The 13,710-nt window shown below is 45.3% G+C and carries 12 protein-coding genes and 1 other RNA gene; 2 read left to right on the forward strand and 11 right to left on the reverse strand.

What is annotated here, in order from left to right:
* Positions 1–258: 258 nt before the first annotated feature.
* From DS731_RS09265 to ssrA, 10 genes are all read right to left on the reverse strand, one after another.
* Complete coding sequence (locus DS731_RS09265) at positions 259–573, reverse strand: hypothetical protein (RefSeq protein ID WP_119501045.1); 315 nt, start codon at positions 571–573, stop codon at positions 259–261.
* Positions 570–2,045: a DUF3631 domain-containing protein gene (locus DS731_RS09270; RefSeq protein WP_119501046.1), complete on the reverse strand. Its 1,476-nt coding sequence runs from the start codon at positions 2,043–2,045 to the stop codon at positions 570–572. Before DS731_RS09270 ends, DS731_RS09265 begins: the two co-directional genes overlap by 4 nt.
* A complete protein-coding gene (locus DS731_RS09275) occupies positions 2,045–2,929 on the reverse strand; it encodes a toprim domain-containing protein (protein WP_119501047.1) in 885 nt (294 codons plus the stop codon). The genes DS731_RS09270 and DS731_RS09275 overlap by 1 nt, the downstream gene beginning before the upstream one ends.
* Positions 2,930–2,944: 15 nt before the next feature.
* On the reverse strand, positions 2,945–3,229 hold the full coding sequence (locus tag DS731_RS09280) for a helix-turn-helix domain-containing protein (RefSeq protein ID WP_119501048.1): 285 nt from the start codon (positions 3,227–3,229) through the stop codon (positions 2,945–2,947).
* Positions 3,230–3,240: 11 nt separating this feature from the next.
* On the reverse strand, positions 3,241–3,513 hold the full coding sequence (locus DS731_RS09285) for a helix-turn-helix transcriptional regulator (protein ID WP_119501049.1): 273 nt from the start codon (positions 3,511–3,513) through the stop codon (positions 3,241–3,243).
* 106 nt (positions 3,514–3,619) lie between these two features.
* Positions 3,620–4,105, reverse strand: a complete 486-nt coding sequence (locus DS731_RS09290) for a hypothetical protein (protein ID WP_119501050.1) — start codon at positions 4,103–4,105, stop codon at positions 3,620–3,622.
* A 128-nt stretch (positions 4,106–4,233) separates the two neighbouring features.
* Positions 4,234–5,309, reverse strand: a protein-coding gene (locus DS731_RS09295; RefSeq protein WP_119499497.1) for an IS3 family transposase whose coding sequence is annotated in 2 segments (ribosomal slippage) — positions 4,234–5,060 and positions 5,060–5,309 — 1,077 coding nt in all. Because the reading frame shifts where the segments join, the coding sequence is not laid out codon by codon here.
* On the reverse strand, positions 5,257–5,505 hold the full coding sequence (locus tag DS731_RS21945; protein WP_161599138.1) for a hypothetical protein: 249 nt from the start codon (positions 5,503–5,505) through the stop codon (positions 5,257–5,259). Before DS731_RS21945 ends, DS731_RS09295 begins: the two co-directional genes overlap by 53 nt.
* Positions 5,506–5,594: 89 nt before the next feature.
* Positions 5,595–6,848, reverse strand: coding sequence for an integrase domain-containing protein (locus DS731_RS09300; RefSeq protein WP_119501051.1), 1,254 nt, complete (start codon positions 6,846–6,848; stop codon positions 5,595–5,597).
* Positions 6,849–7,035: 187 nt separating this feature from the next.
* Positions 7,036–7,393, reverse strand: a transfer-messenger RNA (tmRNA) gene (gene ssrA / locus DS731_RS09305).
* A 410-nt stretch (positions 7,394–7,803) separates the two neighbouring features.
* Between ssrA and DS731_RS09310 the strand changes: the two genes are divergently transcribed.
* Together DS731_RS09310 and DS731_RS09315 are read left to right on the forward strand one after the other, a co-directional pair.
* The gene (locus DS731_RS09310; RefSeq protein ID WP_119501052.1) at positions 7,804–9,210 is read left to right on the forward strand and encodes a glycerophosphodiester phosphodiesterase; all 1,407 of its coding nucleotides are present in this window, start codon (positions 7,804–7,806) and stop codon (positions 9,208–9,210) included.
* On the forward strand, positions 9,191–11,509 hold the full coding sequence (locus DS731_RS09315; RefSeq protein WP_119501053.1) for a carboxypeptidase regulatory-like domain-containing protein: 2,319 nt from the start codon (positions 9,191–9,193) through the stop codon (positions 11,507–11,509). The genes DS731_RS09310 and DS731_RS09315 overlap by 20 nt, the downstream gene beginning before the upstream one ends.
* Positions 11,510–11,614: 105 nt before the next feature.
* On the opposite strand, the gene DS731_RS09320 is transcribed toward DS731_RS09315, so the two are convergent.
* Positions 11,615–13,675, reverse strand: coding sequence for a hypothetical protein (locus DS731_RS09320; RefSeq protein WP_119501054.1), 2,061 nt, complete (start codon positions 13,673–13,675; stop codon positions 11,615–11,617).
* Positions 13,676–13,710 lie beyond the last annotated feature (35 nt).

The following is a 13,710-nucleotide window of genomic DNA, read 5'->3' on the forward strand; positions in this document are numbered from 1 at the left end:
AAATGTTTAACTATAGTTTCGGTACACACCCAATATAAAAGTGGTACACACCCAATGCAAGAGAGAAATTCACCAAAGCGTTCAGATGAGCGTTCTGGCTCTACTCGTAAAAATATCCGTTTCGAAGATTCGCTACTTGAGCGGGTAGAAGATAATCGGCAATCCACCAGCGAAAGCTTTTCTGAATGGGTAAAAACTGCATGTGAGTTAAGGTTGCAGCAGAAGTAGGACTCTAAAGAAAGCGCCCACTGCGACTGCCTACTGAACCGCAATACTGGTTAAGCGGTCTCCCCATCGCCCTCGTTGGTTTTGTATGGCTTCTTCATCGCTAGTACTAACAGGGTCTAGACAAGTAATCGCTTTACCATCAATAACCAGGCGCAAAACCTTCATTGCCTTTCGTTTCTGAATGATTGGTATTAACTTAGGTTTCCACTCCCTCAATAAATCGGCAAGTTCAGATGTAAGCTGGTGGTCTCTATCACCAGTGCCTGAAACGATTAGAAAACCGCAATCAACTGTCAGCGAAATGCCCTGCTTTTCAACCTCACAGATTAGTTCTTGGGCGTTCATATTTTTGTACTCCAAGGGAGGGGAGAGCCGTTTACCCTGTTTTTATTCGTCACCTCGTCACCTCCTGCATTATTATTGGCCTGTAGCCTTTTTTCGTTCGTCACCTTGTTATATGAGGTGACGTTTTCAAAATCGCTGTAAGCCCCGCCATTACTGGAAGGTGACGAGGTGACGTTTGAAATAGGGGGGATAGGGAGATACCGCTCAAAAGCGTCTTGAAAATCAGATACGGTGTATCCTTTTTTTGTTATTCCTCCAAGCTTCCTCGTTCCTGAGTGGATGCCAAAATCCTTTAGTTTTGTGGTTAGTTGCCGTTGGGTGAGTGGTCTGCCTCGGTTGTAATTTAACCAAGGTGCATCTTCAATGTTTAATAATTGCTCTACCAAGTCAGCAGAAAAAATATGCTTTGAGTGAACTGGTTCAAGAAGTTCTCTTATGTCGCTCAAAAGTTCCTGATTAATGCTTAAGCTATCTTCCAGATTTAACGATGCTAAAGCTGCTTGCCTGGCTTTATCAGGCCATACGCCACCAGCCAGATCCGCTATTGCGAGAAGTGGCTCCCAATTATCGGCGTCTCGGTTTTGCAATGCTGGTGGTAGGGTTGGCAAGTAAGAAGCTAACAGCTGGCCGTTGTCATCTGCCCATCTTGCTAGTTGGCTTTTTACTTCCTCAAAATCCTTTTTGCTGGTTTTCAAACGGCTAGTTTGTTCGTCTGGTCTTTTACGTCTGAGAATTAAGTTAATCGAACGGCTCTCTATGGTTCCTGCTCGCTTACCTATTCCGCAAAGTGCTTTAGCTCCCCAAACACTGAATCTCTGCGGCTCGTGGTCATCACCTACACAACGAATCACATATGCACTGTCGCGGGTATGTCCGGCATTGATAATTCCCCGTAAAGCTTCGTCATCATCTGCGAAGCTATCTGCTTCATCAATGAGGAGGGTAGGTTGCCACTCCTCTACTATTCTGAATAATGCGCTTGATGTTGTGTTACTGGTTGTAAGGGGCTTGTATGCCAGTTTGCCAATGAAAGCTAGAAGGGTCGATTTGCCACAGTTTTTCTCAGGCGCGGTTATATTGGCAATTGGCAAGCAATCAACGTGATCAGTTAACCAAGTCAGGGCTATCCATAGACTGACAGAGGTTCGTGTGTGCTGTTCACAGATAACATGCTTAATGCTAAGTGTTTCGATCCGGCTTAATAGTGCATCGCCGCTCACTGGCTCGAATGATGGCTGTACTGTCTCAAACAAACCATAATCCGCAGTGCGTTCACTTTCTGCTTTCCTCGCCTTTTTTACTTCGTCATCTAAAACCTTAGCTCTGATATTAAGCGCCTTTGCTGCGCGGTCTCTGGCCTGCTCATAGTCCAAAACAGGCAAGGACGATAAAATATCAATCGCTTTGGTGTTTTCCATACCGCTGAAATCTATTTCAGGCTTTTGTGCTTGTTGTTCAACGATGTTGCTCATTAGGCCGATGCTCCTTCCTTCAATGAATTTAGGTAGTAGTCGTTCCAATCAGTCATACCTCGTTTTTTCTGTTCCAGCGTGAAGGGCGGGTAACTTACCTTGGCATTGATAGCAACAGCTGCGGCGGCTGCTTTCTCTTGTCCTGGATTAGTGCCATGTTTGGTAAACGTCAGGTAATCATCATCTCCAGCAATAACAAACTCACTAACAGGCCACTTTCTTTTTGCAGCAATTGAAACCGGCAACAGGTTTCCCGCGTTCATAGCGGCCAGAACTGGCTGTGAGGTGATTTTGTGAAGCGTTGAGCCGGTTGCATACCCTTCGCAGATAAAAAACGTCTCAGAATAGCTAAGGCCATCATCTACACCGATAAAACATGCTGTCCCTGTAATCTGACCTCCCTTTAAAAACAATTTTTGACCGTCCGGCGAGATCCTTTGTAAGTTAACCAGGTTGCCACTCGCTACATCGAAAAGAGGAATCAAAAGCCATTGGCCTTGAACCCTTAATCCCTCGGCATTTTCAATACCCTTGTTTGTGAGGTAAGGGTGAGCAGTAAAGCGGACTCCGGCATTAAACATTTGTACAGCTCTTAATGCCGTGGACTTTCGTTGCTGGCTTTTGGTTCTCTTAGCATTATCGATGGCTTGTCTGATCCGTCTCTGCTCAGCTTTGGTTAGCTGGTTTCCTTCACCTTTCCAAGTCGCAGTTAAGCCGGTTTGCCAGTCACCCATTACAAGGACATCACCAAACGATACATACCATCCATTCTGGGCTTTTGGCTTAGCTTTTGTCGGTACTCTGTGTAGCGCACCATCGTCAAGGATTGCTGAAACTTGTAACCCAAATTCAATGGCTGCTCGTTCTCTCGAAACTACACTCATATTGCACCCTCCGTTTTATTCTTGTTTTGAAGGTTGAGAAGAAAGGTAGTAACGGGCAACGTTTCTGTGAGTTTTTCCGGCCTGGTCTATGTAGGTCTCTGACACTGTCGGGATAACGTATCCTTGCGCCCTCAATTCGAATATTCGCGTTGCAGGAGCCATGAAACCGTAGCCTCGCAATTCGAGGGTATTTAAGCTTTGATGTTCTTTTAGAAGTGCTATTATTTGATTGCGTTGTGTAGCGGCGCTTGTGTCTTTGCTATCAAGAACGCTTCTGGCTTTGTCAGGGGCGTTTTTCATTTCTAAGCCCCCTAAGCCATCAGTTCAGCAATTAGGCGAGAAGCGCTTTCCTGGCGTTTCTGAACAAGTTTCTCTACCAGATCTTTTAATTGGTCATCAGAGAAATTAACAGACCTCGCTAGTAACACTGCGTCTACTTCGCTTTCAATATAGCCAGCCGAAGTTTTGCCTGTCTTTATTGGTGGGGGGAAGATGCCTTCTTTAACATCGTTCCAAATTGACGTTTTACATCTATTGACGCGTTTGAGTGTTTCACTAAGCTTAAGGATGGTTACTTGAGTCATTTGAGTTTAGCTCCGTTCGTTTGTTTGACGGAGCTAATAATCAATTACTCAAGCTTACTGGTCATCGCAATTGCGAAATTTAAAATCGCAACTAAGCAATTTGCGATCAGGGTTCAAGCTTATTTGCTTTAGCAAATACCTGCTTAATCGAGGTATCGCCTGGAAATGAATCGGCATCAGCATATTTCTCAAGCAACTTATCAACGATGAGGTCTTGAGTATATGGAGCTATTCTCTTTTCTTTTAAAAGATCCATTAGCCCTTTGATGATCCTAAGATACTTTCCTTCGATTTTTTCACTGATTTCTGGGTTTTCGTTTTTAGTGTCAGCCGTAAATGATTTTTCGAATGTGTGAACACTCTCTCTAGGAATAATGAGATCCTCTTGATAAACAACGAAGCCAGGAGGAGGGCAGTAATTTTCAGAACGAGGGTCATCACTTGTAAAACCGGGCTTAATTTCGATTTTGAAATATTCATCAACTCCAAAATCGGGACAGGTTACGAAACCTCCAGTTACACGAGGTGTTACTAAATCATCTATATATTCTGGTCGGTATAGAGATAACAATAAATCTTCCCATACATTCATTAAACTACTCGAGGATTCATGTCCGTTATCCCATACAAAATGATGTCCCTCATATATGTATTGCTGCTTTTTCCTAATATTGACCTTTCCCCCGAATTAGCACCAATCTTCCGATGAGATTTTTCATATTATGCTGCCCGTTTTGCATACTCAACAGGCGGCAGGTAATTCAGTGAGCTATGTGGTCGAACGTTATTGTAATGTTCGCGCCATAGATCGATTTCGTATCTTGCTTCATCTAAGGTTCTGAACCAGTGCTGATTCAGGCATTCGTTTCTGAACTTACCGTTCAGGCTCTCAACAAATGCATTCTGTGTCGGTTTACCTGGTTGGATAAATCCAAGCTCAACACCTGTTTCTTTATTCCAGAAGAACATCGCCTTGCTGGTGAATTCTGTACCGTTGTCGCAAATCACCTTTTTAGGCTTTCCCCGTAGCTCTATCAGTTGGCTGAGAAAACGAGCGACCTGTCGTCCGCTAATTGATACCGAGACTAGCTGTCCAACCATTTCTCTAGAGAAATCATCAACCACGTTCAGAACGCGGAAGCGCCTTCCGCTGCTTAGCTGGTCTGATACAAAATCCATAGACCAGCGTTGATTCGGCGCTGAAGGCACCTCTATTGGCTGTCTTGGTCGCGTTAGCTTTTTACGCTTCTTAGTACGTACCTGGAGCGCCTCTTCGGTATAAAGTCGGTATGTATGCTTGCGATTAACAACCAGACCTTCACCTTTCAGTAAGCCATGAAGCATTAAATAGCCGTATCGAGGATATTGAGACGCCAGCTCTTTCAAACGTGAACGAACTGAATCATCAGCTTTACCTTTTTGGCAGTAGCGAAATCCCGTTCTGCTAACACCAGCAAGCTTACAAGCAACCCGTTCACTGAGCTTAAATACATCAATCAAATAGCGGGCTACAGGCTTTCTTGCTGCTGGCGTCACCACTTTTTTGACAGCACATCCTTCATCGCTTCAACTTCAAGAAGTTTGTCAGCCAGCATCTTTTTCAACTTACTGTTCTCGGACTCTAATTCTTTGAGCCGCTTAGCTTCGTTGACTTCCATGCCCGCATATTTGCTTCGCCAGTTATAAAACGTACCCGACGATATGCCCATATCACGGCATATGTCGTCTACCTTGGCCCCAGCTTCATGCTGCTTGATTGCCTTGATAATTTGCTCTTCGCTGTAACGTTTCTTCATGTTGAGATCTCCATTGTCTCCAGTTTATTGGAAATCTCATCAATGTCATGGTGTTATTTTTGGGGGAAAGGTCAATATCCACAAAGAAATTAATTTTTCGGTCAAGAGCTAAGTCTAGAACTTCATTACAATTCAAATTCCACCTAAGCATTAGGTCACGCACATTAAACCAAGGCTTTTCAACAATACCTTTCATATTTCCCTCAAATATAACCCTGATATCTATCAAGCCAGGCCGACAGGGTTTCGGCTTTTCGGGAGCTACCCTAGACTTGATAAACCTGCTTAATTAGCCATTTTCAACTGTGTAATGTTGCTGGTGGCTATCCCGGTATTACCCTTAGCCGCTTGTTCAATAAAGTTTGACCAGTAAGCCATTACCACTCTACGCCGTTCTAAGTAGTCGGCCCTGTTATATGCGCGTCTAACTTCGTTTTTATCTATGTGAGCCAGGCATGATTCAATAACATCAGGATCGAAGCCATGTTCATTGAGTGCGGTACTGGCTATTGAGCGCAGGCCGTGAGCGACTAACACCTTTTCAAAGCCCATGCGCTTCAATGCCATGTTTGCGGTCTGCTCGTTGGTATGGCGTTTAGGATCTCGGTCAGCGGGAAATACATATTCACGTTTTCCGCTTAGAGGTTGAATGAAATCTAAAATAGACAGTGCCTGATCCGACAGCGGTACTATGTGAACGTAATCTGTCTTATGGCTATTTTTGAAACGGGCAACAGTCCATGTTTTGTTTTCAAAATCTATATCAGACCATTTAACCTGGGCCGCTTCACTAGGGCGAACCATCGTGTGTAACTGCCATTCAATGAGGCAGCGTGTCACTATTTTGATGCTGGCTGTACTTAACGCTCTCATTAACATTGGTAACTGATTAGGCTTAAGGGTAGGGAAGTTCTTTTTTTGCGGTGTTTTGAAAGCGGCTTTGATACCCGAAAGTGGGTTGCTCTGTATGAGACCGGTGTTAACGGCAAACACCATAACCTCATTTAGCCTCTGGCAAACACGTTTAACAGTTTCAAGGCTTCCTTTGGCCTCAAGAGGCTTGATTATTAAAATCGTGTCTGTGGCGTTTACATTCGATATTGGGATATCTCCCATTGCAGGGAATACATGCAATGTCAGAGATCGCCATATATCCTCAGCATAGTCCGGTGTAACTTCGTTTTCCTTAACCTTGAACCATTGCGCGGCGACTTCTTTTAAGGTGTTCGCCAGTCGGGTTTGTTCGTTCTTTAGCTGCTCTTTTTTATGGTTCTTAGGGTCAATGTTTTTCGAGAGTAAAACTTTTGCTTCTTCGCGCTTTGCCCGTGCATCTGCCAAGCCCACAGTAGGGAAAGCCCCAAAACTAATATCAGAACGTTTACCGGTGATTGGAGCCTGATATCTGAATATCCAATCTTTGGTTCCCGACAATCTGACTCTTAGGAATAATCCGCCACCATCACTAAGGCGATATTCTTTGTCTTTAACTTTAGCTTTGTCTACTTCACTAAAGCTAAGAGGCTTTACGATTTTTGGCATTTTTATGTGGTACTCAGAGAGTGATTTTTAACCTGTACCACAAAAAGTACCACAAAGAGTCCTGAACAACAACGAACGCAAATGAACCCGTAATCGATAATTAAGGGCTTATTTTATCGTAAGTCATTGATATTTAGTTGTTTGAGGCAAAGAAAAAGGGCGTATTAAACGCCCTTGAACTTTGAATTGGTGGAGCTGGCGGGATTTGAACCCGCGTCCAGAAAATGTCTACCTTTGGTACTACATGCTTAGTTTGTCTTTTATTTAACTACTTTGGACCCCGACAAACAGGGTTCCTGGTAGCTGTCCTGATACTATTTCGCGGTTCAACCTCAGGAGAGTTTCCCTCGCTAGTTTGCTTTAATGACCTTCCAAAATCCTGGCTAGCAGACAAAGCTTAGGGGGAAGGGCCTATGCCGGTTATTAAGCGGCTAGTGCGTAGTTTTCGTCGTTTGCGACTATTTAAATGCGGCTTTTTAAGAGGCAAACCGCTCCTCTGCATGCACCTCCAGCTTCCTAGATCCTGTCGAATCCTAATCAGCCCCGAGGGCTCCCCTTTCGGAGAATCATAAGTACTCACCTAACAATACTGTGAGTGACAAACTTGGCTGGATTCTACCTGCAATCATAATGATTTACAACATGAATCCAGCATCACCGAAACCCATCTAAGTGTCAGGATAGTAAGCTTAGTTCGTTTTTAGCTGGCAAGTGGATCACTAGGGCTCACAAAACTCTGGAAATCTTTCGTGCGTAGAGGTCACCAAGTAGCGGTTTGAAAGGAGAATTGACATCGGAACACCAACTGCGGGTTTAGTGAATTTTCGTCAATGCATTGGTTATAGAGAAAATTGAGAGTTTGTTAATTGAAACAAAATAAAGGCTAGTTTCTGGCGAAATAATTTCCTATACTCTGGCTAAAACTTACATATTATCAGTAGTATTGCGACTCAAAATGGACTTTATCAGCCGCAAATTTTTAATTGTTGCCAGCGTTTTTATCTTGTTTCTGAGTGGTTGTAACAGTACGCCACCCACGTCAACTCGCGACACAAAAACCGTAAGTGCCAAAAGAATAGCCCTCAATGAAGCATTCGAGGCTCGTGGTTTTTATCTATCCTCTCTCAATAATATTAATTACCTCAACGCAAAACAGTGTGGTGATTATCAACTACAGAGTCATCGAGGTTCAATTCGTCATCCTGAAAACTCCGTAAATGCTGTTATCGACGCAATAGATAATGGTTTTGACGTTGTCGAAATCGATGTACGGGTCACCTTTGATGGCGTGTGGGTTGTTCATCACGATAAACAAACAGGTAGAGAAACGGGAACGATTGATAATAAGCGAAGAAAAATCGAACGAATCCGCTACGAAAAAGAGTGGGGCTACCTTCGTGCTCGTGATCAGAATTCGGGACAATTATTGAATGTTCTGCCGCCAGATTTTCGTACATTGGCTAAAGCGTTTGCGTCAATCGCGGGTTTGAGCAAAAAACTGAATATAGAGATCAAGTCCGATGCATCAACGAAAGAATTAGAAATGCTCGATTACTTGGCATTTAAGATCATCGGGCAAGGTCGCTATTTCTACTCCGGTCTGTCACTGAGAAATTTGGAGCGGATGCGCGACATAAATTCCCAGGTCTTTTTATCTTTTATCCAAAGTCCGGCAGAACAATCGATGAGGGTGTTAAAAGCCAAACTCGAAAAAGGGGCGTCTAGCGACAACATCTATCAGGATAATCAGGAAAGAATTGAAGACATCGCCGGGTTTGCTTTTCGCCGCTACAAGGAAAAGCGCTACGATTCTAGCTCCGGTATAAGTAAGCTTAAAAAAGCGCTGAAAAGAAATTTCGGACTGGCAATTGATATTCGTCAGTATGTGGGACAAGCAAGTCGCATTAAATCGCTAGTCAGCAGTTACGGGATACCCGTCGCAACATACACCATTAACGACCACGCTTATCACGCTAATTCACTATTCAAAATAGCCTCAAACTCAAGGCCCGATTCGGTCATTATTGATGACACACTTTACGGGTTCTGTAGCCAATATGGATTGCCTGCTATGCGGACTTATATCGGCTCTACCGACCATACTAAGCGTATCGCTCTGTTGCCTATTGATCTGGATTTGGAGCGTCTAGATGAAGTAGACACCTACTTTGATAATGGTCTTTACCCTGCACTCGGTGGCCAGCTCAAGACGATAAATAACGATGTGACAAGCCCTGCTTTTATCCCTGTTATGTTGGAACTTAAAGCAGGCCCGAAAGAGCGGGAGAGTGAAGTTGATCTAAAGACTGATCGGGCAGTTGAAGTTGATCTAAGGAATTCAAATGACGCCCCCTTCTTGTAAACCTACACTGTGGCGAGTATTTTTATTTGTTCTTAGCGTTGCTTATTTAATACCGGAAGCGATTTTTAACGCGCAACTGGTGTCACTTATTGGTCTTGGCACGCCACAAGACAGCCAACTGGAGCAATTGGAAGTGTATGGTCGCGCTATCTCAGGAATAGGCGCTACTTTACTTCTGGCTGATTTTCTTCCCGCTAGATATTTTCGGTCTGCGATATCAGGTTTTTCGATATTGTTCGCTTTAGCGTGTGTAGTATGGCCAACAGTTTATTTCGGTCAAAAAATTATAGTAGAGCGAGTACTTATCGCGTCTTCTTCAGCAGAACAACGCGAGCAAGCGGTGTTGAGTGCTGCTTTCAGGGACGCACTGGCGTTAAATGCCGTTTCGGTGACCGGGCTTGAGTACGATACCGGGTTACAAAACAGCTCCGAAAATCTCACCTTTTTAGCGTTATTTGGCGGGTTACTGTATGCCGACAATAAACTCGCCACCAATTTGGAAAACTACAAACATCAAATTGTCAGGCAATTTGTTCAAAAACAGACTTATCGCGACTTCGATCTGCATTATCAAGATTTTTCGAGCTTGTATGTGCAATTGTCGGAGAGCTACGAAGACTATGCCAAAGGATCGAATACCTACAACCAGAAATTGGCTGGCATACCGCAGCAAGAGAAAGAATATTGGCAATCAATAGAGCAAAAAATTAATCAAGGCTGGAGTGATTATCAGCAAGCAACGAAAACATATGTCGCGCGGGCCGAGGCAAGGGCACAAAAATACGGTCCGCGGATTTTTGAATATCATAAACAGACAAATCAATGTTTGGAGCGTTATTCGAAATCTTCTCAAAGAGACCGCAGAACTCAGTGTATTGAGCGACTACAGGCCCGATATAAATCGGAGATAGATAAAGCGGGACTGGGATATGTTGAACCTAATTATTGGCTCATAGAAGAAGATGTGAGTGGGCTTGAAAATACCGCCAATACTGCTATTGCCGGCGTTATCACCGGAGGCTTATCGACCTTATTACAAGCGTTAAGCTTGGCCACGGGGGGAGACGGTGGAATAAAGGACAAGCGCTATAAGTACACCGATGATCCTACCCATTACCAGCGCAGAATTCTTGCTCATCCCAATTTTCAGGCCCAGTTCCAAAAAGATACGGGATATCCTATGGGAATTCCGGATTTGGGCGCTTTTCGGAATCATGATGAGACACAACAGCGAATCCGCAATACTCTGAAAACAAAAGGCTTGGCGCTGCCGGCAGACTGGCGGGTTGAACAACGTTTGGTATTCTCGCAAGCCGTTGCAAATAAAGTTAAAACCGACGCCGATGCAGGTTGGAACGATGCGATGCAGCGCAAAGGATTGTCGCTTCCTGTCAATTTGCAATGGCAGGATTTTCAGCTTCACCCCAGTGTTCAGAGTATAATTGCCCAGAAAATGGGCGATATGTATGTCGATAATGTTCACGCCGATTGGAGTCAGGCGAATTTTAAACAGTATGTGCTCGACCCCAACATCGAAAAACGAACGCTTCGCTACATTGACATGATTTCAGATGCCAGAGTGCATTTCGAAAACGGTGGTAAATATGCGGAAGCCGGTAAACAAGCGCTACGTTCTGTACTGATCCCGCCTATTTCAATGTTTTTAAGTTTGTTTTTAATCTGTCTAACAATTTTAAAGCTACCCATTAAAGCGTTTGAATTATTCAAGCCTGACTGGCAAGAGCACACGCCAAAATGGTCTAGGTGGGTTATAAAATCGATACCAATTTTGCTTATCTGTTTTTTGCCTTCACTTCTGGTGCAAAGCACATTTACGGCGCGAGCCGACAGTCCGGTAAACCACTTTTTGGAAAAGGTCGAAGAAAATGGTCATCCTGTGTTTTCGACTGTGCTTGGCTGGACTTTGCACGCTCAACCTATTCTTCATCCTTTGGGGTTATCGTTCGAAGCGCATACCGGCATTTACAAAAAAGTAGAGCCGTTAACCCACAAACTCGCGGGACTGGACGAGATATTGCCCATCACACCTAGCACTTCCAATGCTACCGAGCTGTCAGCAAGAGCAACGCAAAAACCGGTTCCTTTGACAGTTATATCGAATGTCGAAGGGGCTGCGATCCGTATTATGAATATAAAACCAAAATATCAGGAAGGAATGTTGCTGGCGCCCGGTAACTACGAATTTGAAATCAGGGCAGCGGGTTACCAAACGTATCGTCGTTGGCACCGTATATCGGAAGATAACCACAATTTGGAAATCCCACTCGATGCACTGTAAAGCATAAACCAGTGCATCGGGTTTAGATTCAAAACGCGCGGTTAAGAGTGTTTTGGTGTCTGACGTTTGAAACAAAAGCCGCTTAAAGCGGCTTTTTTGCTAAAGCTACCACAGATAAGCTGGCAGTACGGCTACTGATTCAGGTGCTGTGAATGAAACACTGTAATCCGGTGCCATGTCACCGCTTGCGGCATTCATAATGTCATCGAATCGCAGGATCATACCGTTGGATTTTTCTGCCACGTATACATTGCCGTTGCTGAGCATAATATCTACCGGATTACCCAGCATGCTTGAGGGACCGGCAATGTTAACCGTCATATCTGTGAGGCCATCTGCCATGCCGGCATCAGGAATGACATACAGTTTGCCGTCTGTGGCACTGTCGGCACTGCCCACATCAGATATGACCAGCGCATCACTTTGAGCATCATAGTCAATGCCGTGAATATTGGTGGGTGCAGCAATCGCCTCACCATTCATGGCCGGTATAAGCAGGCGGTCTTCACCCGTAATTTCACTGGTGCCGCTCATCATCTTGCGGGTAACTTCATCAAACACTGCAACAGTGCCATTTGTCAGGGCGAGGAAAGCGCGGTCAGTTTCAGCGTCGTAATCCACATCCCACGGGCGTGCACCGTCAGATGCTGATAGTGTCATCACAGGCATTACATTGCCTGCTGCGCAGCCAGAAAACACGCGGACGGCGGGTGAAGTTTCATTAACATCTGCGACGAACACCAGAGCGTGCTCACTGTTTACGTCCAGTCCTTTTGGCGCTACCAGACCTGTCATGTCGCCCATAATTTCACGGTCCTGAGACAGGCTGAACATGCCGTCATCGCGCATGGATGCCATCCGGTTCACTACCAGTAGTCCGCCCATGGCTGTTTCCGGGTCATCATAGGTAACGAAGCCGTCACCGTTGACTGAGTAAGCAACGCTTTCGATACTCATGCCAGTATCGAACATAGCAGTCTGACTACCGAGAGAGGCATCAAACTGCACTACTATGCCTGTTGTATCGCCGGCAGTAGCAGGGTTACTGCTGGCACTGACACCGCCGATGGTCACATCTGCAAGCGCCTGGTCAGAAAAATCTGCCATTTCAGGCATATCCGTCAATTCTGCGAGGGATTCGGGTTTTACTGAAGACGTGGCAAGGGTCGGGGCAATATCGCCACTGTCACCACTAAATATATTTGTATAAACAAGAATCGCGTCGTTGGATTTTTCCGCGACACGCAGTGTGGTGCCCGACAGAATAATATCAACAGGGTTGCCCAGCATCGTTGACGGGCCTGCGATGGTGCGCGCCGGTTCCACGGCACCGTCAACGGTGGAAGCATTGTTGATCACAAAGATCTGCCCGTCATCGGCAATACTGGCATCACCCACATCGGAAACCACCAGACGGTCCGAGTCTGCGTCGTAGACAATGCCGTGACTGTTTACGGAAATCTGTGTGCCACTGGCATCTGACGGTACAATAATACGCATCACTGACGGCGCGAAATCTGAACCCATAACATTGTCATATACCGCGATGGTGCCGTCGGTAAGCGCCACGTACATCCGGTCAGCGTTTTCATCTACGGCCACATCCCAGGGCTGTGCCGGCAACATGATCTCAGCAACCGGCGCTACATCACCTGCTGCAGCACTGCCGAAAACAGCAATTCGCATTGCGTTAAAGTCAGCCACATAAATCATACCGCTGTCATCAGCCAGTGCTATACCTTTAGGATTTGTGAGACCGGTGTTTGCTCCCATAATCTGGGAATCGACAGACGACATCATCATTCCGTCTTCCCTGCCTGCAATACGGCAAAATGCGCCAAGCATGGGTTCACCGCTGTCTCCTGCCTGATAAAGTGTGCCTGAATAGGACAACACAATACCTTCATTGGCGCCGGTTTCGAAACTGCTCAGCATGTCCCCGTCCTGATCAATCCAGTCCACCGTGCCCCGGTTTTCGTCACCGTTGTTTGCGCGCAGGAACGTTCCGGTGGTCAGGACCGGCGTACCATCCTGGCCGTCAGCACCATCCATACCGTCCATGCCGTCGTCGCCATCACTGCCGCTGCAGCCGGCCAGTGAAACAGCCAGTAACGTTGCGAGAAGAGAATATTTGAATGGTGCGTTTTTCGTCTGTGTATTCAGCATTGTTGTCTCCGTATGTGACATGCATTTTCAAAGAC

Origin of the sequence: Alteromonas sp. RKMC-009 (assembly GCF_003584565.2) — a bacterium.
GTDB lineage: Bacteria > Pseudomonadota > Gammaproteobacteria > Enterobacterales > Alteromonadaceae > Alteromonas.